The sequence below is a fragment of the Micromonospora sp. NPDC005220 genome (assembly GCF_040607895.1).
Lineage (GTDB): Bacteria > Actinomycetota > Actinomycetes > Mycobacteriales > Micromonosporaceae > Micromonospora.
In genome coordinates this window covers 1-20572 of the sequence record NZ_JBEXHP010000098.1, presented here as the reverse complement: position 1 = coordinate 20572, position 20572 = coordinate 1, and the positions used below count along the sequence as shown (strand labels likewise).

The 20572-nt window shown below is 73.6% G+C and carries 23 protein-coding genes; 18 read left to right on the top strand and 5 right to left on the bottom strand.

The genetic code is table 11. The features are described from left to right. Positions 1-69 precede the first annotated feature (69 nt). The 6 genes from ABZU52_RS26070 to ABZU52_RS26045 all read left to right on the top strand — a co-directional run bounded on the left by ABZU52_RS26070 (position 70) and on the right by ABZU52_RS26045 (position 7171). On the top strand, positions 70-1776 hold the full coding sequence (locus tag ABZU52_RS26070) for an ABC transporter ATP-binding protein (protein ID WP_354973600.1): 1707 nt from the start codon (positions 70-72) through the stop codon (positions 1774-1776). Positions 1777-1851: 75 nt separating this feature from the next. Then, entirely contained in the window at positions 1852-4143 is a 2292-nt protein-coding gene (secA2, locus tag ABZU52_RS26065; protein WP_354973598.1) for an accessory Sec system translocase SecA2, read from the top strand. A 178-nt stretch (positions 4144-4321) separates the two neighbouring features. Continuing rightward, positions 4322-5062: a GAF and ANTAR domain-containing protein gene (locus ABZU52_RS26060; RefSeq protein WP_354973597.1), complete on the top strand. Its 741-nt coding sequence runs from the start codon at positions 4322-4324 to the stop codon at positions 5060-5062. Between the two features lie 429 nt (positions 5063-5491). Continuing rightward, on the top strand, positions 5492-5977 hold the full coding sequence (locus tag ABZU52_RS26055; RefSeq protein WP_354973596.1) for a DUF2231 domain-containing protein: 486 nt from the start codon (positions 5492-5494) through the stop codon (positions 5975-5977). 165 nt (positions 5978-6142) lie between these two features. Further along, positions 6143-6337 carry a helix-hairpin-helix domain-containing protein gene (locus tag ABZU52_RS26050; protein WP_354973595.1) on the top strand — a complete coding sequence of 65 codons (195 nt, stop codon included), beginning with the start codon at positions 6143-6145 and terminating at the stop codon, positions 6335-6337. Positions 6338-6412: 75 nt separating this feature from the next. Beyond that, on the top strand, positions 6413-7171 hold the full coding sequence (locus ABZU52_RS26045; RefSeq protein ID WP_354973594.1) for a class I SAM-dependent methyltransferase: 759 nt from the start codon (positions 6413-6415) through the stop codon (positions 7169-7171). Between the two features lie 175 nt (positions 7172-7346). On the opposite strand, the gene ABZU52_RS26040 is transcribed toward ABZU52_RS26045, so the two are convergent. Next, positions 7347-8297: a DUF3500 domain-containing protein gene (locus tag ABZU52_RS26040; protein ID WP_354973593.1), complete on the bottom strand. Its 951-nt coding sequence runs from the start codon at positions 8295-8297 to the stop codon at positions 7347-7349. Between the two features lie 31 nt (positions 8298-8328). Then, positions 8329-8721, bottom strand: a complete 393-nt coding sequence (locus ABZU52_RS26035; protein WP_354973592.1) for an ankyrin repeat domain-containing protein — start codon at positions 8719-8721, stop codon at positions 8329-8331. Positions 8722-8785: 64 nt separating this feature from the next. Here ABZU52_RS26035 and ABZU52_RS26030 point away from each other — a divergent pair, with 64 nt between their 5' ends. The 10 genes from ABZU52_RS26030 (at position 8786) to ABZU52_RS25985 (ending at position 14611) form a co-directional block, all read left to right on the top strand. Then, positions 8786-9163 (top strand): signal peptidase I, encoded by a 378-nt coding sequence (locus tag ABZU52_RS26030; protein WP_334507508.1) that lies wholly within the window; start codon positions 8786-8788, stop codon positions 9161-9163. 110 nt (positions 9164-9273) lie between these two features. Next, a complete protein-coding gene (locus tag ABZU52_RS26025; protein WP_354973591.1) occupies positions 9274-9729 on the top strand; it encodes a cysteine dioxygenase family protein in 456 nt (151 codons plus the stop codon). Between the two features lie 47 nt (positions 9730-9776). Next, positions 9777-10259, top strand: a complete 483-nt coding sequence (locus tag ABZU52_RS26020) for a rhodanese-like domain-containing protein (protein WP_354973599.1) — start codon at positions 9777-9779, stop codon at positions 10257-10259. 50 nt (positions 10260-10309) lie between these two features. Beyond that, positions 10310-10852, top strand: coding sequence for a winged helix-turn-helix domain-containing protein (locus ABZU52_RS26015; protein WP_354973590.1), 543 nt, complete (start codon positions 10310-10312; stop codon positions 10850-10852). A 248-nt stretch (positions 10853-11100) separates the two neighbouring features. Next, positions 11101-11706: a winged helix-turn-helix domain-containing protein gene (locus ABZU52_RS26010; RefSeq protein ID WP_354973589.1), complete on the top strand. Its 606-nt coding sequence runs from the start codon at positions 11101-11103 to the stop codon at positions 11704-11706. 41 nt (positions 11707-11747) lie between these two features. Then, positions 11748-12410 carry a uridine kinase gene (locus ABZU52_RS26005; RefSeq protein ID WP_354973588.1) on the top strand — a complete coding sequence of 221 codons (663 nt, stop codon included), beginning with the start codon at positions 11748-11750 and terminating at the stop codon, positions 12408-12410. A 163-nt stretch (positions 12411-12573) separates the two neighbouring features. Continuing rightward, positions 12574-12972 carry a TraR/DksA C4-type zinc finger protein gene (locus tag ABZU52_RS26000; protein WP_354973587.1) on the top strand — a complete coding sequence of 133 codons (399 nt, stop codon included), beginning with the start codon at positions 12574-12576 and terminating at the stop codon, positions 12970-12972. Positions 12973-13020: 48 nt separating this feature from the next. After that, positions 13021-13893 carry a DUF72 domain-containing protein gene (locus ABZU52_RS25995; RefSeq protein ID WP_354973586.1) on the top strand — a complete coding sequence of 291 codons (873 nt, stop codon included), beginning with the start codon at positions 13021-13023 and terminating at the stop codon, positions 13891-13893. 111 nt (positions 13894-14004) lie between these two features. After that, positions 14005-14190, top strand: coding sequence for a hypothetical protein (locus ABZU52_RS25990; protein WP_238659534.1), 186 nt, complete (start codon positions 14005-14007; stop codon positions 14188-14190). Further along, complete coding sequence (locus tag ABZU52_RS25985) at positions 14183-14611, top strand: DUF2267 domain-containing protein (protein WP_354973585.1); 429 nt, start codon at positions 14183-14185, stop codon at positions 14609-14611. The genes ABZU52_RS25990 and ABZU52_RS25985 overlap by 8 nt, the downstream gene beginning before the upstream one ends. A gap of 41 nt (positions 14612-14652) precedes the next feature. Here the strand turns inward: ABZU52_RS25985 and ABZU52_RS25980 are convergent, their stop codons facing one another. Further along, positions 14653-15417, bottom strand: coding sequence for a DUF72 domain-containing protein (locus ABZU52_RS25980; protein ID WP_354973584.1), 765 nt, complete (start codon positions 15415-15417; stop codon positions 14653-14655). A gap of 157 nt (positions 15418-15574) precedes the next feature. On the opposite strand from ABZU52_RS25980, the gene ABZU52_RS25975 reads away from it, so the two are divergent. Together ABZU52_RS25975 and ABZU52_RS25970 are read left to right on the top strand one after the other, a co-directional pair. Beyond that, positions 15575-15880 carry a hypothetical protein gene (locus ABZU52_RS25975; RefSeq protein WP_354973583.1) on the top strand — a complete coding sequence of 102 codons (306 nt, stop codon included), beginning with the start codon at positions 15575-15577 and terminating at the stop codon, positions 15878-15880. Positions 15881-15889: 9 nt separating this feature from the next. Beyond that, entirely contained in the window at positions 15890-17164 is a 1275-nt protein-coding gene (locus tag ABZU52_RS25970; RefSeq protein WP_354973582.1) for a cupin domain-containing protein, read from the top strand. A 182-nt stretch (positions 17165-17346) separates the two neighbouring features. On the opposite strand, the gene ABZU52_RS25965 is transcribed toward ABZU52_RS25970, so the two are convergent. Both ABZU52_RS25965 and ABZU52_RS25960 read right to left on the bottom strand, forming a co-directional pair. Next, positions 17347-18009 (bottom strand): hypothetical protein, encoded by a 663-nt coding sequence (locus ABZU52_RS25965; protein ID WP_354973581.1) that lies wholly within the window; start codon positions 18007-18009, stop codon positions 17347-17349. Next, positions 18006-20572, bottom strand: a 2567-nt coding sequence (locus ABZU52_RS25960) for an FtsK/SpoIIIE domain-containing protein (RefSeq protein ID WP_354973580.1), incomplete at its 5' end; no start/stop codon positions are given. The genes ABZU52_RS25965 and ABZU52_RS25960, both read right to left, overlap by 4 nt.

The following is a 20572-nucleotide window of genomic DNA, read 5'->3' as shown; positions in this document are numbered from 1 at the left end:
GTCGGCGGCACCGCCGGGGGCGGGTCGGTCGGCGGCACCGCCGGGGGCCGGTCGGTCGGTCTGGCCGCGTTGCTGCCGTACCTGCGGGAGCACCGCGGCACCCTGGTCGTGGTGGGCGCGCTGTCGCTGATCGGCTCGGCGGCGTCGCTGGCGCAGCCGCTGCTCACCCGGTCGGTGCTCGACCGGATCGGCGCCGAGCAGGGCGTGTCCCGGCTGGTGGCGGTGCTGGTGGCCCTGGTGGTGCTCGGCGCGGCGATCGGCGGGCTGCGCGACTATCTGCTGCAACGCACCGCCGAAGGGCTGGTGCTGGGCACCCGGCGTCGGCTGGCCGGCCACCTGCTGCGGCTGCCCATCGCCGAGTACGACCGCCGACGCACCGGTGACCTGCTCTCCCGGGTCGGCTCGGACACCACGCTGCTGCGCGCGGTCGTCACCTCCGGGCTCTTCGAGACGGTCACCGGGGCGGTGACGGTGGTCGGCGCCGGCACGGCCATGGTGCTGCTCGACCCGCTGCTGTTCGGCGTCACCCTGCTCGGGGTGGCGCTGGGGCTGGCCTTCGCCGCCACCTTCGCCCGCCGGGTCCGGGCACTGGCCCGAACCGCCCAGGAGCGGATCGGCGAGATGACCTCCGCGGTGGAGCGGGCCATCTCGGCGGCCCGGACCATCCGGGCCAGCCGCGCCGAGACCCGGGAGACGGAGACCGTCACCGGCAGCGCCCGGGAGGCGTACGCGGCGGGGCTGCGGGTGGCCCGGGTGCAGGCGTTGGTCGGCCCGATCGGCTCGGTCACCGTGCAGGGCGCGTTCCTGCTGGTGCTCGGCATCGGTGGGGCGCGGGTCGCCGCCGGGGCGATCTCCGTCGGCGACCTGGTCGCGTTCGTCATGTACCTGTTCCTTCTTGCGCTGCCGCTGGGCCAGGTGCTGCGGGCGTACACCCAGTTGCAGTCCGGCCTGGGCGCCCTCCAGCGGATCGAGGAGATCCTCGCCGTGCCCGCCGAGGGCGCGGACGACCGGCCGGCGCCCGCCGCCGCGACCCCGCGCCGCCCCACCCCGATGATCGAGTTCGACCGGGTGGGCTTCGGCTACCCGGGGGGCGAGCCGGTGCTGCACGAGGTCAGCTTCGCGGTGCCGGCCGGCACCCGGACGGCTCTGGTCGGCCCCTCCGGCGCCGGCAAGTCCACAGTGCTGGCCCTGGTCGAGCGCTTCTACGAGGTGAGCGCCGGGGCGATCCGACTCGACGGCCACGACGTTCGGGACCTGCCCCGCGACGCGCTGCGGGCCCGGCTCGGCTACGTCGAGCAGGAGGCGCCCGTGCTGGCCGGCACGCTGCGGGAGAACCTGCTGATCACCACCCCGGACGCCAGCGACGACCGACTGCGCGAGGTCCTCGACGAGGTCAACCTGGGTCACCTGGCCCGGCGCACCCCGCAGGGCCTGGACGTGCAGGTGGGTGAGGGCGGCGTCCTGCTCTCCGGGGGTGAGCGGCAACGGCTGGCCATCGCCCGCGCGCTGCTCGCCGGCCCGCCGGTGCTGCTGCTCGACGAGCCGACCAGCAACCTCGACTCCCGCAACGAGGTCGCGCTGCGCCGCGCCATCGACGCGGTGGCCGTCCGCCGGACGCTGTTGATCGTGGCCCACCGGCTCGCCACCGTGGTCGACGCCGACCAGATCGTCGTCCTCGACGGCGGCCGGGTGATGGCCGTGGGCACGCACGCCGAGCTGACCGCCACCGACCCGCTCTACCGGGAACTCGCCAGCCACCAGCTGCTGGTCGGCTGACTTCGCCCCGGCGAGTCCGACTTGCCGGGCGGCCGGGCCGCGCACACCGCCCGGAATCGCGTACCGTTGCCGCTCATGGGTGTGTCGCAACGGTTCAAGAGCAAGTTCCGGCGGTTCCTCCAGCGCCCCGGCTCGACCGTGGATCTTGCTCCGCTGGAGAAACTGCTCCCGGCGATCGAGGCACGCGAGGCTGAGCTCGCCGCGCTCGACGACGCCGAGCTGACCGAGGCCGCGGGCGCCGCCGCCGGTTACGAGGAGATCTGCGCCGTCGGCCGCGAGGCCGCCCGCCGTGGCCTCGACCAGCGGCCGTACGACGTGCAGCTGCTCGGCGCGATGTCGCTGCTCTCCGGCAAGGTCGCCGAGATGGCCACCGGTGAGGGCAAGACACTGACCGCCACGATCGCCGCGTACGGGCACGTCCGGCTCGGCAACGGCCCGGTGCACGTGCTCACCATCAATGACTACCTGGCCCGCCGCGACGCCCAGTGGATGGAGCCGGTCTACACCCTGCTCGGCCTCACCGTCGGCTGGGTCAACGAGGCGTCCACCCCGCAGGAGCGGCGCGACGCGTACGCCTGCGACGTCACCTACGTGTCGGTCAGCGAGGCCGGCTTCGACTACCTGCGCGACCAGCTGGTCACCGACGTGGAGGATCGTGTGCAGCCCGCGCTGACCACCGCCATCGTCGACGAGGCCGACTCGATCATGATCGACGAGGCCCGGGTGCCGATGGTCCTGGCCGGCGCGGTGCCCGGCGAGCAGGACCCGGTGCACGCCGCCGCCGCGCTGGTCCGTGGCCTGCGCAAGGGCAAGCACTACACGGTCGCCGAGGACGGGCGGAGCGTGGCGTTCACCTCCGCCGGCCTGGCCGCCATCGAGGCCAAGCTCGGCATCGACCTGTACGACGAGGAGCACGTCGCGCAGCTCTCCGCGGTCAACGTGGCGCTGCACGCGCACGCCCTGCTGCACCGTGACGTGGACTACATCGTCCGGGACGGCTCGGTCGAGCTGATCGACGAGATGCGCGGCCGGGTGGCCCAGCGCCGCCGCTGGCCGGACGGCCTCCAGGCCGCGGTCGAGGCCAAGGAGGGGCTGGACGCCACCGCCGAGGGCGAGGTGCTCGGCACCATCGCCATGCAGGCGTACATCGCGCTCTACCCGAAGGTCTGCGGCATGACCGCCACCGCGGTGCACGTCGGCGACCAGCTGCGGGAGTTCTTCGGCCTCGAGGTCGCGGTGATCCCGCCGAACACCCCGTGCATCCGCGAGGACGAGCCGGACCGCATCTACGCCACCCGGGCCGAGAAGGACGACGCGCTCGTCGACGAGATCCAGCGCGCGCATGCCAAGGGGCGGCCGGTGCTGGTCGGCACCCTGGACGTCAAGGAGTCCGAGGGGTTGGCCGCCGGGCTGAACGCCGCCGGGGTGCCGTGCGTCGTGCTGAACGCCAAGAACGACGACGAGGAAGCGGCGATCATCGCCGAGGCTGGCGCGTACGGCGCGGTGACCGTCTCCACCCAGATGGCCGGTCGGGGCGTCGACATCCGCCTCGGCGGCAGCGACCAGCGCGACCGGGAGCGGGTGGCCGAGCTGGGCGGGCTCTACGTGATCGGCAGCGGCCGGCACGACAGCCGCCGGGTGGACGACCAGCTGCGCGGTCGGGCCGGCCGGCAGGGCGACCCGGGTGGCTCGGTGTTCTTCGTCAGCCTGGAGGACGACCTCGTGGTCCGGCACGCCGCCGACTCGGTGCCGGCCTCGCCGCGGATGAACGCCGACGGCCTGGTGACCGACGAGCAGGTGGACTACGCGGTGGAGCACGCCCAGCGGGTCGCCGAGGGCGTCAACCACGAGATCCACCGCAACACCTGGCGCTACAGCGTGGTGATCGAGCAGCAGCGCAAGGCCCTCGCCGCCCGCCGGGAGCGGCTGCTGACCAGCGACGTGGCCGCGGTGATGCTGCTCGAGAAGGAGCCCGAGAAGGCCGGCGAGATGGACGAGGACCTGCTCGCCCGTGCCGCCCGGTCGATCGCGCTCTACCACCTGGACCGGCTCTGGGCCGAGCACCTGGCCGAGCTGTCGGAGGTCCGCGAGGGCGTGCACCTGCGCGCGCTGGGCCGGCTCGACCCGCTGGACGAGTTCCACCGGGCGGCGGTGCCGGCGTTCAACGACCTGATCCCGGAGATCGAGGCCCGCACCATCGCCACCTTCACCGAGACCGAATTTGATGAGGACTGGCAGCCCGACGACGGCACCCTGGTCCGGCCCACCGCCACCTGGACGTACCTGGTGCACGACAACCCGTTCGGGTCCGAGCTCGACCGTCTGATCGCGTCCATCGGGCGGCGGCTCAGCGGCACCTCGCGCTGACGTACACCGTCGGGGCCCCGGTCGCGCGCCCGCGTGCGACCGGGCCCCGATTTATGCCGTTTCGACCACGGTTTCCCCGGGTAGTAGGGCTGGTCGGTCGAGTCGGGAGAGAGCAGACGATGACACAGGTGACGATGCTTGCGGGCCAAACGTGCCACGGCACGGAGGCTGCGAACCGGTGAACCTCGACACGCGGGAACCGGTGGTGCAGACCCTCGGCGTCCTGGAAGCAGCCGCGCTGTTACGGGAGCTGACCGCCGGGCTGATCGCCCTGACCGATTTTGATGAGGCGCTGCTGGCGCTCGTCCGGGTCACCCGGGACGCGGTCGCCGGGGTGCGCTGGTGCGGGTTCACCGCCCTGCGGGCCGGCGAGCCGGCCGGGGTGGCCGCCTCCGACGAAGGGTTCGCCGGGCTGGACGACCTGCGGCACGGGCCCGACTCACCGGCGATGAGCGCCATCCACCGCCGCGAGATGATCCTCGCCGTCGACCTGACCGGTGAGCCCCGCTGGCCGGCCTGGACGGCGCACGCCCGCGACCTCGGCGTACGCGGGGTGATCTCCGCACCCGTCGACATCGACGACCAGGTGATCGGCGCGATCAACCTGTACGCCGCCGCGCCGGACCTGTTGACCCCGCAACACCAGTTGACCGCGATGCTGCTCGCCGAACACGCCGGCCTGCTGCTCGCCGCCGTCCGCGACCGCAGCCGGCAGCTCACCCTCGCCGGCGTTCGGGACGCCTCACTCCTGCACGACGGGGTGGTGGGCCAGGCTGTCGGCGTGATCATGACGCAGCGTGGCTGCCCACCGGCCGAAGCCCTCGACGTGCTGCGCACCGCCGCGTCGTCGCTGGACATCCCGCTGCGCGAGGTGGCCGAGCGACTGGTCCGGACCGTCTCCCGCTCCCGCGACACCTGACCACCCAGCGCCCCTCCGTCCAGGGGTTACCTTGCCCGTGAGGGTGGCCCTGTCCGTGAGGTGGCCCTGTCCGTCCGCGCGGCGAGCCTGCGTGCGGTGGTCCTGTCCGCGCTGTGGCCTTGTTCATGCGGCAGCCCGTTCGCGCGGCGCACGGGGGCGCGCGGCGCGGCTGTGTGATCGACTCGCGTTTCTTAAAGGCGGGGTGTCGGGGCTTGCGGGATGGCGCGGTTTCCTGAAACCCGAGTGGATCTGTCCGGATGGCGGGTGTCCCCGGCCGTTGGATGGACCGGTTTCCTGAAACGCGAGTTGATCAGGGCGTGTGGTGTCCGTTCGTCCGGTTAACGGCGAGTCGGGCGGCATCGTTTCGCCTCGACCGACCCCGGGTAGCACTCTGGTTTAGGTGAGCTGCGCCAACCCGGGGGAGGACCGATGCAGAGCCGGCTGCGGGTGCAGGGGCACCCGATCCAACCGATGTTGGTGACGTTCCCGCTCGGGCTATTCGTCAGCGCCACCGTCTTCGACCTCACCGACGTCGTCGGCGGGCCCGCGTTCTTCGGCGAGGTCGGCTACTGGACGGGCATCGCCGCGCTCGTCGCCGCCGCACTGACCGCCGTGGCCGGGATGGTCGACCTGTGGGACGTGCCGGGCGACCGCACCCGACGTACCGCCGTCGCCTTCAACCTGGTGAACGCGGTGATGGCCGCCATGTTCCTGCTCACCTGCCTGGTCCGGTCACACTCTTCGCAGCGCGGCGCGTCGGTAGCGATCCTGGTCACCGAACTGGTCGCGCTGGCCGCTGGCGGAGTCGGCGTGCACCTGGGCGCCCGGCTGATGCGTCAGTTCGACAGCGGCCGGGTCGACGCCGGCGGCCTGGACGCGCTCGCCGGCTCCACCGGCGAGATCGCCAGCCCCTGACCCCGACCTGCCGGCCCGACCGCTGGACGCGCGAGCCGGCCTGAGCGGCGCGCGAGCCGGCCTGCGCGGTGCACAAGCCAGCCTGCTCGACGCACGAGCCCGGCGCCCGGCCGGCTTCGGGCGCGGGGTCGGCATCGGTGCGGCTGGGCGGTCTACCCTCCGCGGATGACCTCCTCGCTGGACACCCTCCCAAAGATCGGCGCGCCCGCGACCCGGGCCCTGCACGGCGCCGGCTACACCGCGCTACGGCAGCTCGCCGACGTCCCCCGGGCAGAGCTGGCCAAGCTGCACGGGATGGGACCGAAGGCGCTCGGAATCCTCCAGGCCGCCCTCGAAGAGCACCAGCTCAGCCTCGGCTGAGGTCCGCCGCGAGCGCCCGGCTGGGCGGCGGCAAATGGGTTGCCGGCCGAGCGGCCGGCCAGGAGGCTGACCGCCATGACCGCTGAGCGTGACGCCGAGGACTTGATCGCGGAGGCCGTTGCCGCACCCGTGGATGGTTGGGGTTTCGGCTGGCTTTCCGGCCGGGCCACCGAGGAGCGTCCACCCTGGGGGTACGCCCGGCTCGTCGCGGACCGGATGGCGCGCGCCGACGCGGCGCTGGACGTGGACACCGGCGGCGGGGAGGTGCTCGCCGAGGTGCCGCGTCCACCTAAGCTGCTGACGGCGACCGAGGCGTGGCCGCCGAACGTCGAGGTGGCCCGGCGGACCCTGCGTCGGGTCGGCGCGTCGGTGGTGGCGGTCGCGCCGGACCGGCCGCTGCCGTTCCGCGACGCCTCGTTCGACCTGGTGGTCAGTCGGCATCCGGTGCGTACCGACTGGGCTCAGACGGCACGGGTGCTGCGGCCGGGCGGGACGTTCCTGTCGCAACAGATCGGGGCCGGGACCATGCGGGAGCTGAGTGAGGCGATCCTCGGGCCGTTGCCACCGCCGAGCCAGCGGCATCCCGAGCAGGCGACCGCCGACGCCGAAGCCGCTGGCCTTCGGGTGGTCGACCTGCGTCGGGCCACCCTGCGGGCGACCTTCTCCGACATCGGCGCGGTGGTCTGGTTCCTGCGCAAGGTGATCTGGACGGTGCCCGGGTTCACTGTCGACCGCTACCGCGCACCACTGCGCGATCTCCATGCCCGGATCACCAACGAGGGCCCCTTCGTCGCCCACGCCCAACGCTTCCTGATCGAGGCCATCCGCCCCTGACCCCTGGCATGCGTCGATCTTGCACTTGTGGTGCCTGACAAAAGCCAAACACCGGGGTAATTCGCCCACCACAACTGCAAGATCGACCGGGCGGGGCAGGGGCGGGGCGAAAGGGCGGGGCGAAAGGGCGGGGCGGGGACGGGGTGAAGGGCGGGGGTGGGGAGGTTCGGCGGGGCTAGTGGGGGTGGGTTTGGTGGTGGGTGGCCAGGACGTCGGCACCGAAGTCGCTGGCGGGGCGGCGTAGCACTGTGTGCGCGTGGTTGCCGTCCGCGCTGGTGTTGTCGTACTCGATCAGCAGGTCGTCGCCCTGCACCCGGTAGTAGTGCCGCCGCCCAGGGTGGGTCGGGCCGGCCCAGGCGAAGTGCAGCGGGCCGGCGTCCAGTCGAGCGGCCTCGCGGATGGCCAGCTCGGGCGGCAGCCGGTCGAGGTAGAGGGCGACCAGCTGGTCGAGCAGCGCGCGGCCGGTCGGTCCCAGCCGCTGCGCCGGTACGCCGAGCGGCTCCAGCGGTGCGTCGACCCGCCCACGGGTGGCGCTGATGATGTCCGTCGGCGCCTCGTCGGCGATGATCGCGGCGGCCCGTTCGGCCGGGCCGAGCGCGTCGAGCAGGGCTCGGGCCAGGTCCTCCTCGACGCCGAGTGGGCGGGAGACCGGCCGGCCGGCGTAGCGCACCGCGGCCGGGTTGGCGCCGAAGAAGATCGGCGCGGGGGAGACCTGACCGTCCACCACTGTCATGTTCACCGACAGGTGGTGCCCTTCGAGTCGCCACGCCCAGCGGTCGTCGTGCGCCGGGTCGCCGAACACGGCCACCCAGTAGTCGCCGCTGTGCCGCCCGCGCTGCCAGCCTTCGGCCCGGTCCAGCACCTCCTCCAGCGAGATGATCGCCATGGCCTGCGCGTACGCCGAGGGGCTGAGCGCGGTGGCCAGCAGCCGGTGCGCGGCCTTGCGGGCGGTGACGTCGAGCGCGGCGAGGCAGACGCCCGGCCGGGGTCGGGGCCGGTATTCCAGCCAGCGTCGGGCTGCCTCGTCGTCGAACGAGTGCACGGCGTTCTCGTGGGCGGCGGGGTCGAGCGCGGTCAGCAGGGCGGTGCTGGCGGCTCGCATCTGCTCCGGCAGAGGATCTTCCACCGCCCCTGTATACCGGCCGGCCGTACCGGTGTCAGCCGACGCGCAGCAGCTCCGTCATCTGCGGCAGGTCGAAGAATTGGGCGGTCTCGATGGCCGACGGGTTGCCGTGTGCCGGGTCGGCGCCGGCGGCGAGCAGCGCGCGGACCGCTTCGGTGCTGCTGCGGAAGACCGCCGCGGCCAACGCGGTCTGCCCCCGGTCGTTGGCCCGGGAGTGGTCGGCGCCGCGGCTGAGCAGGGCGGCCACCGTGTCCGGGTGGGCGTGGTACGCGGCCAGGATGAGCAGCGTGTCGCCCTTGTCGTTGGTGAGGTTGACCGGCAGTCCGGCGTCGAGCTGGGCCGCCAGCTCCTCGGTGGAGCCGGCGCGGGCCAGGTCGAACATCCGGTGCGCGAACGCCAGCGTCTCGGCGTCGAGGTCCTCGGTCACCGGTCCAGGCTAGTGCCCACCGGTGCTGATAGGTTGCTCGGCCGGCGCGCTGGGGGAGGTTCCGATGGGTGAGACGGTGTACGTGGGCAACGCGGGCGTCGACGGCGCCACCAACGCCGGTTGGTTGCTCGGGCACTTCGCGCCGCCGGGGGAGATCCGGCACAGCACCGACGTCGAGGTGAAGTGGGGCGTGCATCCGCCCGGTCAGGCCCGGTCGCGGTGGGCGACCGGCGAGGTGCGTACCACTCTGCTCGTCCTCGTCGAGGGGTGTTTCCGGGTGGAGTTGCCGGACCGGACGGTGCGGCTGGCCGCGCCGGGCGACTACGTGGTGTGGGCCCGGGGGGTGGACCACTCCTGGTTCGCCGAGCGCGCGTCGGTGGTGTTGACCGTGCGCTGGCCGTCGCTGCCGGGCTACCGGGTGGACCCGCCGGTGCTGCGCTGATCGACCCGTGGCTGACGTGTGTCCCAGCAGGTGGAATTACCTACTAAACCTATAGGCTTTGCAGTTTAGAGTACGGGAGCACCCCGCCGAACGACCTGCGAGGAACCGCCATGACGCACCACCGTCCGGAGCTCGACCTGCTCACCGTTGCCGCCGGATGGGCCGACCCGGCCGGCTGGCCGGTCGCGCTGCGGTTCGACCCCGCCGAGCGCTGGTACGCCCGCCTCGCCGTCAGCGACGAGCACGAGGTGTGGGCGCTGAGCTGGCTGCCGGGGCAGGGCACGGACCTACACGACCACGGCGGCTCCTCCGGAGCGTTCCGGGTGGTCAGCGGCGTGCTCACCGAGGAGACGGTCAGCGCCGGCCGACTCCACCCCCGACTGCTTCCCGCCGGCGCAGGACGACGCTTCGGCCCCCGGCACGTGCACCAGGTGACCAACCGGGGCTCCGCGCCCGCGGTCAGCGTGCACGTCTACCGGCCGGCGCTGCTGCGGATGACCCGTTACCACCTGCTGGACGGGCGGCTGCGGGTCGCCGAGGTGGCCGAGGCCGGCCGGTCCTGGTAACCGCGCGCACCGAGATCCCCTGTCACCGGAAGGAACCGAGAATGCAGATGACCGCCGAGCACTGTCCCGCCCCCGTGCCGCCGCCGGGCTCCCGGGGCATCGACGAAATCCTGGCCGCCGCGCGGGCCCGGCTGAACCGGCTGGACCCGGAGCGGGCGCACCTGGCGTACCGGACCGGAGCGCTGCTGGTCGACATCCGCCCGGCCGCGCAGCGGGCCGCGCACGGCGTGGTGCCGGGCTCGCTCATCGTCGAGCGCAACGTGCTGGAGTGGCGCTTCGACCCACGCTGCCCGGCCCGGCTGCCGCAGGCCGTCGACTACGACGTACCGGTGGTGATCCTCTGCCAGGAGGGCTACACCTCGTCGCTGGCCGCCGCCGCGCTGCAGGACCTCGGCCTGCACCGGGCCACCGATGTGGTCGGTGGGTTCGCGGCCTGGCGGATCGCCGGCCTGCCGGCCCTCGGCCCGACACCCCTGCATCAACCCTCGCCCCTCGCGTCCCCGGTCAACGCCGGGTGGGCGCGCCACTGACCGTCACGCCACACCCGGCGTGGCGGGTGTACCGCCATTCAGGAGGCACCATGTCCGTCGTCGCCATCCCCACCCGCCGCCACCCGGGGGTCCGCCCGGCCCGTCCGCGTTCCGGCCCGACCCTGACCATCACCCTCGACCTCGTCCCGGGGCCGCTGAGCCCTCGGCTGGCCCGGCTGGTGCAGCTGCTCGGCGAGCTGGCCGAATCGGGTGAGGGTCAACTGCGTGCCGTCGAGGACGCCGCGGCGGTGCCGCGACCGGCCCCGCGCCCCGTCGCCGCCGAGCCGTCCGCCGACCACGTCCGCATCCTGGCCGGCTCGCGGACGGTCCGCCAGGGTGACCGGGTCATCCCATTGACCCGCATCGAGTACGAGCTGCTGCTGTTCCTGGCCGAGCGGCCCCGCCGGGTCTTCACCCGCCTGCAACTGCTCTCCAGCGTCTGGGGCTACGAGCACGCGGTGGCCCGGACGGTGGACGTACACGTCCGCCGGCTGCGCGCCAAGCTGGCCGGCTCGGAGGTGGTCACCACCGTCTACGGGGTCGGTTACCGGCTGGCCGACGAGGCCCCGATCAGCGTGGATCACAGGAGCTGAGCCCTGGTCCGGCGGTTGCTGTGACCGCCTGGTGAACCGGTCGGGGACCCCCGTATCGGGGCATCTCGACGACTCTGCTGTAATCATCAGGCCTCGTACGCAGAGCGAGCATCTGGCTCCGATGTGTTCGTCAATTGTCACATTCATGCAACGCAGCCGCCTCTTGACCCTCGCCCAGGCGCCGGGAAGCATCGATGAAGCGGCGTCCCGGGCCGTGGGGAGATACCCGGACCAGCCCAAGGAGGACCATGTCGGTCAGCCCTGCCTCGTCGCGCGCCGGATGGCATACGTCCCAACCCGCGGTGCCCGGTCGACCGCCCGGCGGCCAGCGTCGCCCGGCCAACACCGCCGCGCCCGTGCTCACCGTGACGCTCTCCATCCCGCTGGCCTGTGAGGAGTCGCTGACCCCGGCGGCACGTCGGCTGCTGGAGGCCGCTCGCGAGATGCTGGAGCGGGGCGAAGGCGTGATCGTCGGCTCGGTCCCGGCCGAACGCCGCCCCGACCAGGCGCCCGCCAGCCGGTCGTCGGCCCGGCCGATCAGCCCGACCATTCCCGCTCTGCACATCCTCGCCTCGTCGCGCTCGGTGCTGCGCGACGATGAGCCGCTGCCGCTCACCCGGCTGGAGTTCGACCTGCTGCTGCACCTGGTCGCGCACCCGCGCCGGGTGTTCACCCGGCTGCAACTGCTCAACGCGGTCTGGGGCTACGAGCACGCCGGCGTGCGCACCGTCGACGTGCACGTGCGTCGGCTGCGCGGCAAGGTCGGCGTGGACGTCCCGCTGGTCACCACCGTCTACGGCGTGGGCTACCGGCTGGCCGACGACGCCCGGGTCACCATCGACCGCACCGGCTGACCGGCGGCACCCGCCGGCCGGGCGCGGGGCAGGATGGTGCGGTGCGTATCCGTCCCATCTCGCCCGACCTGCTCGTCACCGAGTTGACCGGCCGGCTGGCCGACGCGGCGACCCGCGCCGCGACCTCCGCCGCCGGGCCCGCACGGCTGCGGGTGGCCGTGGACGGCGCCCCCGCCGCTGGCGTCGACGAACTCGCCGCGGCACTCGTCGACCCGCTGCGCGCCCTGGGCCACCCGGTGCTGCACGTCCGCGCCACCGACTTCCTCCGCCCCGCCTCGCTGCGCTTCGAGCTGGGCCGCACCAACCCGGACTCCTTCTACGAGGCCTGGGTCGACGAGGCCGGGCTGCGCCGGGAGGTGCTCGACCCGGCCGGTCCGGGCGGCACCGGTCGGCTCCTCCCGTCGCTCTGGGACGCCGACGCCGACCGGGCCAGCCGCGCCCGCTACGTCGACCTCGCACCCGGCGGCGTTGTTCTGGTCAGCGGCTCGCTGCTGCTCGGCGGCGGACTGCCCTTCGACGTCACCGTCCACCTGGAGCTGTCCCCGGCGGCGCTGCGCCGACGGACCGAACCAGCCCAGGAGTGGGCGCTGCCGGCCTTCGACCGGTACGCCGAGGAGGTCGTTCCGGCGAGCTTCGCCGACGTTGTGGTACGCGCCGACGACCCCCGCCGACCGGCGCTCGTGGAGCCCGGCGGGACCGACTGACAACAACCGACGTTCGTCGGTTTGGGCGTCTGATCCGGCGGGTACTCGCCCGGCTCACAGAGCGCGGGTGACCGCCCGCGCACCGAACGCGACCGTGACCGGGGCCCTGCGCCGCCGGCACCCGGTTCACCGTGAGCCACAGGCCCAGGAAAGGCAGGCAGCGATGCTCGTCCACGACACGGTCGGTACGACCCGGTCCCAGATGGAGATCGACCAGATCCGACAGTCGCTCCAGGCGCGCTACGACGAGCTGACCGCCGAGTACGACCAGGCGGTGCTCCAGAGCCAGGTGCTGCGGCTGGTGGAGGTCGGCGACACCGCCGGCGACGACCAGGCCGACAGCGGCACCAAGACGGCCGAGCGGGACACCGCCCAGTCGCTGCTGCGCACCATCCTCGACCGCCGCGCCCAGTTCGAGCACGCCCTCGGCCGGCTCCAGGAGGGCACCTACGGCTGGTGCGAGGGCTGCTCGGCGGCGATCCCGGTGGAGCGGCTGGAGATCTTCCCGTCCGCCACCACGTGTGTGACGTGCAAGCAGACTCGCGAGCGGCGGGCGGCCTGAGCCACCCCAGCGGTTGCCGGTCGGTCCGCGACGCGATGGACTTCCACCATGGGTGACATCCTGGTGGGCACCGCGTCCTGGACCGACCGCACGCTGCTGGACTCGGGGTGGTATCCGCAGACCGCGGACACCCCGGAGAAGCGGCTGGCCTACTACGCCCGCCAGTTTCCGCTGGTCGAGGTGGACGCCACCTACTACTCGCCGCCCGCCGAGGCCACCGCGCGGCTGTGGGCCGAGCGCACCCCGGCCGGCTTCACCTTCAACGTCAAGGCGTTCAGCCTGCTGACCGGGCACCCCACCCGGGTCAGCGCGCTCTACAAGGACCTGCGCCCGGAGACCGACAAGAAGAACGTCTACCCCGACGACCTGCCCGCGCAGTCGTACGAGGAGGTGTGGACGCGCTTCCTGTCCGCCCTGGACCCGCTGGTCGAGGCCGGCAAGCTGGGCGCGCTGCTGTTCCAGTTCCCGCCCTGGTTCACCATCAAGCGGGCCAACAAGCAGTACCTGCTGGAGGTGGCGAAGCGCTGCGCGCCGCTGCGCCCGGCCTACGAGTTCCGGCACGCCTCCTGGTTCGACGGCGACAACGCCGACGAGACCCTGGCCTTCCTCCGCGAGCACCACCTGCCGTACGTCTGCGTGGACATGCCGCAGGGCCACCGCTCGTCGGTGCCCCCGGTGCTGGCCGCTACCGCGGACCTCGCGGTCATGCGTTTTCACGGGCACAGCGACAAGTGGACCAGCAAGGACATCCACGAGAAGTTCGGCTACCACTACTCCAAGCGGGAGCTGGCCGACTGGGCGCCGAAGCTGCGCGAGCTGGCCGACGAGGCCAGGCAGACCCACGTCCTGATGAACAACTGCTACCGGGACTACGCGCAGACCAACGCCAAGACCCTCGCGGATCTCCTCAACGTCGACTGACCTCACCCGATCGGGGTGGGGCCGCCTCACCCGCCCCCCGGGGAAGGTGGACGCGGTGGGTACGGCCGCCCGTGGACGGCCGACGCCGGAGACGACACGGAGGTGACGGGGATGACGGTTCGACTGGTGACGGATCGACGGCGTGGTGCCGTCCTGCACGTGGTCGGCACTGCCGACAACGCCCGGCGCGCCCCGCAGGGCAGCCCGGTGCGGGCCCGCCGTGGCCCGGTGGGGCCGCCGCGCCGCGCCGACGACAGACGGTGGGACAGCACGGAACGGGGGTCGACCGATGGCTGACTCGATGATCTCAGCGTTCGAGTCCTCGCTGGACAAGACCAACCTCATTCTCAAGGACATCGAGAATGCCTACGGCTGGCCGAAGGAGCGGCGCAACCAGTCGTACGCGGCGTTGCGCACGGTGCTGCACCTGCTGCGCGACCGGCTGCCGGTGGACGAGAGTGTGGAGTTCGCCCAGCAGTTGCCGGTGCTGGTCCGGGGGATCTACTTCGACGGTTGGGTCCCGTCCGACGTGCCGATCAAGCTCAACCGCGACGACTTCCTCTACGAGGTGCGGCAGGGTTTCCCGTACGACGCGGAGGGTGGCCCGGAGCGGGTGACGCAGGTGGTGCTGGACACGCTGCGCCGCCATGTCACCCAGGGTGAGTGGCAGGACGTGAAGGACACCATGCCCAAGAACCTGGCCATGATGATGCCGTGACGGCCTGACGCCGAGAGCCCGCCCGACGCCGTCGGGCGGGCTCAGTCGTCGGCGGCGGTCGGCACCCGGGACACCGGGTGCCCGGCCGTTCGGGCCAGCGCGGCGAACGCGACGGCGTCCACGATCGCGGCACCGCCCGGGTCGTTGTTGAAATAGACGTACGCCGGCTCGTCCGCGCCGAAGGTGTCGGTCAGCCGGCGTACCCAGGATCGCAGCGCGGCCCGACCGTAGCGGGGCCACGGCCGCGCCCGACCCTCGTGCAGCCGCAGGTAGCCGAAGTCGGTGGTGTGCCAGCGGGGGGCGACCGGGCGGCCCAGTCGGTCCGCCCAGACCAGCGCGGCCCGTCGCCGTTCCAACACCGCCCGGGTGGCGTCGGTCCACCAGGAGGGGTGCCGGGGCTCCACCGCGACCCGCACCTCGGCCGGAAACTGTCGCAGCGTCTCGTCCAGCGCCTCGACGTCGGCGCGCAGGTTCGGTGGGAGTTGCAGCAGCACCGGGCCGAGCCGGTCACCGAGCGCGGTGGCGCGGCTGAGGAACCGGGCCACCGGCTCCGCCGGGTCGCGCAGCCGCTTGATGTGGGTGAGGTAGCGGCTCATCTTCACCGCCACGCAGAAGTCCGCCGGGGTCCGGGCCCGCCAGGCGGCGAAGGTGTCGCGTTCGGGCAGCCGGTAGAAGGCGTTGTTGACCTCGACGGTGGCGAACCCGGCGGCGAAGTGCTCCAGCCAGAGCCGCTGCGGCAGCCGCTGCGGGTAGAAACGGCCGCGCCAGTCCCGGTACTGCCAGCCGGACGTGCCCACCAGGATCACCACCCCATCCTGGCACTCTGCGCCGCCGCTCGCGAACTGCCCGTGTCGCCCCGGTTCGGCGTCTACGGTGAGGGTTAGAGAAGATCGCGCGTGGGGTACCACCCGCAGCACGACGGACCCCGGCGTACGGCGGGGCGGCACACCCGAGGGAGTACCGATGGCACTCAACGATGACGACATGCAGACCACCGGCGGCGGCGGCATGGAGGGCCCGGCCGACGGTGGGGCGACCCCCGGTCAGCACGATGGTGGCGCTGACGGCGGCGCTGAGGGTCCCGCCGACGGTGGTGCGACTCCGGGTCAGCACGATGGTGGCGCTGATGGCAGCGCTGAGGGTCCCGCCGACGGTGGTGCGACTCCGGGTCAGCACGATGGTGGCGCTGATGGCAGCGCTGAGGGTCCCGCCGACGGCGGCGCGACCCCGGGTCAGCAGGACGGTGGCGCTGACGGCAGCGCCCGGTAGCGGCACGCCATGACGTACCTCGACCCGCCGGGCGGCCACCACCGCCCGGCGGTTCCGTCCGCCGAGGCCACCGCGGCGCTGGCCCGCTGCGTCGCGGTCGAACCGGCCAAATTCTCCGCCGCGCACTGGGGGCACACCCCGCTGCTGTCGCGCGCCGCCGATCTGCCCGACCCGGCCGGCTTCACCGACCTGCTCAGCCCCGCCGACGCCGACGAGTTGCTGAGCCGGCGCGGTCTGCGTACCCCGTTCCTGCGCGTCGCCAAGGACGGGCAGTTGGTCGCAGCCGCACGCTGGACCGGCGGCGGCGGCGCGGGCGCCGAGATCGGCGACCAGGTGCTCGACGAGCGGGTGCTGGAGCAGTACGCGTCCGGGGCCACGCTGGTGTTGCAGGGTCTGCACCGGATCTGGCCGCCGCTCGTCGACTTCGCCCGCGACCTGGGCCTCGCGCTCAACCAGCCGTTGCAGATCAACGCCTACCTGACCCCGGCCGGCAGTCAGGGCTTCGCCACCCACTACGACACCCACGACGTGTTCGTGCTTCAGGTCGACGGCCGCAAACACTGGCGGATCCACCCGCCGGTGCTGCCCGACCCGCTGGAGAAGCAGCCCTGGGGAGGTCGCGCCGACGAGGTCGGCGCCACCGCCCAGGGCCCGGCCGCGCTGGACGTGGTGCTCGCCCCCGGTGACGCTCTCTACCTGCCCCGGGGGTGGCTGCACAGCGCGCAGGCTCAGGACGCCAGCTCGCTGCACCTGACCGTGGGCATCCGAGCGCTCACCCGCTACGCCCTGGTCGAGGAGTTGTTGGCGCTGGCCGCCGAGGACCAGCGGCTGCGGGCCAGCCTGCCGTTCGGCACCGACGTCGCCGACCCGGACGCCATCGAGCCGGAGCTGACCGAGACGGTGGAGGCGTTGCGGGACTGGCTGCTGCGCGCCGACCCGAGCGCGGTCGCCGCGCGGCTGCGCCAGCGCGCCTGGCCGGCGGCCCGCCCGGCGCCGATCCGACCCCTCGCCCAGGCCGACGCGCTGGCCACCCTGGACGCCGACTCCCAGGTCACAGTGCGGCCCGGCCTGCGCTGGCAGGTGGAGCCGCACGATGCGGACACGGTGGCGGTGCGGCTCTTCGATCGCACCATCACCCTGCCGGCGAGCTGCGAGCCGGCCGCCCGCGCCCTGCTCACCGGCACCGTCACCCGGGTCGGTGACCTGCCCGGCCTGCCCGACGACGCCGACCGGGTCACCCTGACCCGCCGGCTGCTCCGCGAGGCCGTCCTGATCCCGGCCTGACCGGGTGCCGATCGAGCGGTCCGGGCCGTGATTGAGCGGTCCCGGCCGTGATCGACTCGCTTTTCAGGAAGTCGGGGTGTCCGGGAGGCAGGGACAGCGCGGTTTCCAGGAAGCCGAGTCGATCACGCCCGGGCGCGCACGACGGGAGAGCCCGTGCCGGCGGGAGGGCCCGGCGCGCGGGGTCAGCGGCCGAGGATCAGCAGCAGCGCGGTGGTCACCAGACCCGCGCCGATCACCACGCTGATCGGTCGGGGGCCGAGCACCGCGTGTCGGCGGTCGGCCAGCACCCGGGCCGGCACCAGGCCGACCAGCGGCCCGAGCAGCGTCACCACCAGTGCCAGCACCGGCAGTCCGACCGCCAGGTCGCCGCCGTAGCCGACGCCGAGCGCGCGGGCACCGGCGCCCAGCGCGTACGCCAGCACACCGCCGGCCACCCCGCAGAGCGCCAGTAGCGGGTTGACCGAGCCGGGCAGCTCGCCCGGCTGCCCGGCCCGGTCCAGCAGGTCCCGGGCCTTGGCGAGCAGCGGTACGGGATCGGTCGCCCCGACGCCGTTCGCCGGGGCGGGTGGGCCGCCGAGACGGCGGGCACCGAGGCGCGTACGCACCTGCTGCCACAGGTGGGCCACCTCGGCATCGACCCGTTCCTGCTGCTCACGCGCGGCGACGAGCTCCTCCTCGGCGCTCTGGAGCTGCTCGGTCGCCTCGGCGACGGCCCGCTCGGCGGCAGCGCACTGCCGCTCGTGCCAGGTGTGCGCCTCGGCGCGCTGCTCGCGCACCCGCGCGGTGAGGTCGGCCAGCCGTCGCAGCTGCACCGCGTACGACTCGCTGGTCACCGGTTCGTTCATCGTGTCGGTCCATACGGGATGATCACCTGTCCGGTGCGGTGGACCGCCCGGTCGAAGAAGAGACCCCGCCAGGGTCGGGGATACCAGTCCGGCCCGCCGGTGCCCGGGTAGAGCGACGAGCCCAGCTCGCCACCGTGCGCGTCCAGGGCCACCCAGGCGCCGATCTGGTCCGTCCGGGCGGCCGGCCCGCCAAGATCGGCGCGCATCCGGGCGACGCCCCGCCACCACGCCAGCACGTGCGTCCGTCGCTCCGGCCCGTCGTGCATGATCCGGCGCAGCTGCTCCAGGCCGGTCCGTCGACCCGTACGGGCGGCCAGCGCACCCGCCGCCGCGTCGACAGCGAACAGCAGCAGGTAGTGCGGGCTCCCCGGGCCGCTGAGCCCGTCGGCCGTCTCGGCCATCAGCTCGCCGACGGTCTCCTCGTCGTACCAGGCGGCGTCGTCGGCCAGGTCGTCGTAGAGGGCGCGGGCGATCGGGTCGGCGTCCGGGTCGAGGCAGGCGATGGAGAACCGGGCGGTGCCCGGCGGGTGCTGACGGGCCAGCGACCGGGCCGCCGCGTCCAGCACCGCGCACGCCTCGTCGACGCGGGTGCCGAGCACCGCGAGGTTGCGGCCGGGGGCGCGCGGCAGCCGCAGCGCCGCCGAGCGGGACTGCACGTCGATGATCTCGCCGAGCAGGGCCACCGGGTTGCGCGGCGCGGTCCCGTCCGGGGGCACGGCGAGCGCCCGGAAGTCCGGGGCGTCCGCCAGCCGGGGGATGGCGTCGCCGTCGAAGAGCCGGGCGGGCGCCGCGTCGGGGGCGCGCATCCGCCACAGCCGGTGCTGCAACCCGTTCCAGGTCTCCCAGTCACTTGCCGACGGGATGCGGGCGACCTCGTTGCCCTCGACCATGCCCGACTCGGCGTTGACCACCGCGTGCCAGCGCGGCAGCGACTGCGCCGCGTCGTTGCGCTCGGCCAGGATCCGCAGCGCCTTGGGTAACGCGATGCGCAGGGTGAACTGGGCGACAAGCGCGGGCCGGCCCCACAACGCCTCGATGCCCCGCACGTCCTGCGAGGCGAGGACCAGGTGGATGCCCTGGGACCGGCCGCGCCGGGCCAGATCCTCCAGCAGGTCGGCCGCCTCCCGGGCGACCACGTCCCGGCCGGCCAGCAACATCTGGAACTCGTCCACCACGGCGACGATCCGGGGCCAGTGCCCGGTCGGGTCGACCGCCCGCAGCTCGGCCAGCTTGGTCACCTCGTGCTTCTTGGCCGCGTCGGCACGGCGGCGCAACTCCTCGGCGAGGAAGCGCAGCAGCGCCAGCCCGAACTCCCGGTCGGTGTTGACGTTGATGCCGACCAGGCGCATGTGCGGCAGCCAGCTCGGGTCGCGCCGGCCCTGCGCGAACCGCGCGAAGGAGACCCCCTCCTTGAAATCCAGCAGGTAGAACTCCAGCTCGGCGGGGGAGTAGCGGGCCGCCAGCGCGCCGATCCACGCGAAGATCAGGTTGGTCTTGCCGGTGCCGGACGGCCCGCCGATCAGCGCGTGCGGTGGATAGTCGCCCAGCGTCAACCGCACCGGCCGGCCGTGCGGGCTCTCACCGATCGGCGCGGTCAGCCCGTCGGCGGAGTCCTCCCGCCACATCAACTCCGGCGGGGGCAGCAGGTCGGTGAAGGGGGTCGGCGGCGGGCCCGCGTTCACCCGGGCGGCGACGTCCCGGCAGGTCTCGGTGACCAGCGTCGCCGGTGGTGGCGGATCGAGTCGGACCGGCAGCCCGGCCGAACCGCCGATCCGGGCACCGGACACCCCGGCCACCACCCGGGTCACCGTCGGATCCTCCGGCAACGGCACGCCGTGCACCACCAGGTGTACGCCGCAGGCGGCGCCGGCCCGCACCACCCGGTCCAGTTGCCCGCGCTCGTGCCGGTTCAGCTCCTCACCGCCGAGCAGCACCGCCACCCGCCACGGTTCGGGTCGTCGGCCGGTCGCCGCCGCCAGTTCGCGTAGCGACGCGTACTCGCCGGCGAGGACCGTCTCGTTGATCCGGCGGATCTGCTCCACCAGGTCGTCCAGCAGCGGGCCCAGCCCGCCCGGACCGACGAAGGTGAGCAGCCCCGCCGTGCCCAACGGGGCGAACCCGGCCAGGCCACCGCCGAGCTGGTCCGGGTCGTACCCGATCAGTCGTACCGCCCCGGGGTCGGCGCGGCCGACGGCCCGCAGCAGCAACGCGGAGACCACCGCGTCGCAGCCGGCGCGGTCGTCGCCGGAGAGGTGGACGTGCCCGGCGTCGAGCAGCGGCACCAGCGCGGGCACCGGGTCGACGCCGTCGATCCGGACCGTGCCGACCCGCAGCGCGCCGGGCGGCTCGGCCCGGCGGGCGGGCGTCGGCGCCCACCCGGCCCAGTCGGCCCCCGCGCAGCCGGGCGCCTCCTGCCGGGCCGCGTCGGCGGCCCGCCGGGCCAGCTCCGCGATCCGGGTGGAGTAGCGGGCGTCGATCTCGGCGATGCGGCGGTCCCGTTGGGCGCCCACCCTGTGGGACGTCGGCTTCGCCACCGCTGTCGCCCAGGCCGAGTTGGAGGACC

Bases quoted from the DNA above. Each gene is read 5' to 3' on its own strand.
- ABZU52_RS25970 (WP_354973582.1), top strand. From the start codon at position 15,890: ATGACGTACCTCGACCCGCCGGGCGGCCACCACCGCCCGGCGGTTCCG.
- ABZU52_RS26050 (WP_354973595.1), top strand. From the start codon at position 6,143: ATGACCTCCTCGCTGGACACCCTCCCAAAGATCGGCGCGCCCGCGACC.
- ABZU52_RS26000 (WP_354973587.1), top strand. From the start codon at position 12,574: ATGCTCGTCCACGACACGGTCGGTACGACCCGGTCCCAGATGGAGATC.
- ABZU52_RS25990 (WP_238659534.1), top strand. From the start codon at position 14,005: ATGACGGTTCGACTGGTGACGGATCGACGGCGTGGTGCCGTCCTGCAC.
- ABZU52_RS25995 (WP_354973586.1), top strand. From the start codon at position 13,021: ATGGGTGACATCCTGGTGGGCACCGCGTCCTGGACCGACCGCACGCTG.
- ABZU52_RS26025 (WP_354973591.1), top strand. From the start codon at position 9,274: ATGACGCACCACCGTCCGGAGCTCGACCTGCTCACCGTTGCCGCCGGA.
- secA2 (WP_354973598.1), top strand. From the start codon at position 1,852: ATGGGTGTGTCGCAACGGTTCAAGAGCAAGTTCCGGCGGTTCCTCCAG.
- ABZU52_RS26015 (WP_354973590.1), top strand. From the start codon at position 10,310: ATGTCCGTCGTCGCCATCCCCACCCGCCGCCACCCGGGGGTCCGCCCG.
- ABZU52_RS25975 (WP_354973583.1), top strand. From the start codon at position 15,575: ATGGCACTCAACGATGACGACATGCAGACCACCGGCGGCGGCGGCATG.
- ABZU52_RS26055 (WP_354973596.1), top strand. From the start codon at position 5,492: ATGCAGAGCCGGCTGCGGGTGCAGGGGCACCCGATCCAACCGATGTTG.
- ABZU52_RS25985 (WP_354973585.1), top strand. From the start codon at position 14,183: ATGGCTGACTCGATGATCTCAGCGTTCGAGTCCTCGCTGGACAAGACC.
- ABZU52_RS26010 (WP_354973589.1), top strand. From the start codon at position 11,101: ATGTCGGTCAGCCCTGCCTCGTCGCGCGCCGGATGGCATACGTCCCAA.
- ABZU52_RS26020 (WP_354973599.1), top strand. From the start codon at position 9,777: ATGACCGCCGAGCACTGTCCCGCCCCCGTGCCGCCGCCGGGCTCCCGG.
- ABZU52_RS26030 (WP_334507508.1), top strand. From the start codon at position 8,786: ATGGGTGAGACGGTGTACGTGGGCAACGCGGGCGTCGACGGCGCCACC.
- ABZU52_RS26045 (WP_354973594.1), top strand. From the start codon at position 6,413: ATGACCGCTGAGCGTGACGCCGAGGACTTGATCGCGGAGGCCGTTGCC.
- ABZU52_RS25965 (WP_354973581.1), bottom strand. From the start codon at position 18,009: ATGAACGAACCGGTGACCAGCGAGTCGTACGCGGTGCAGCTGCGACGG.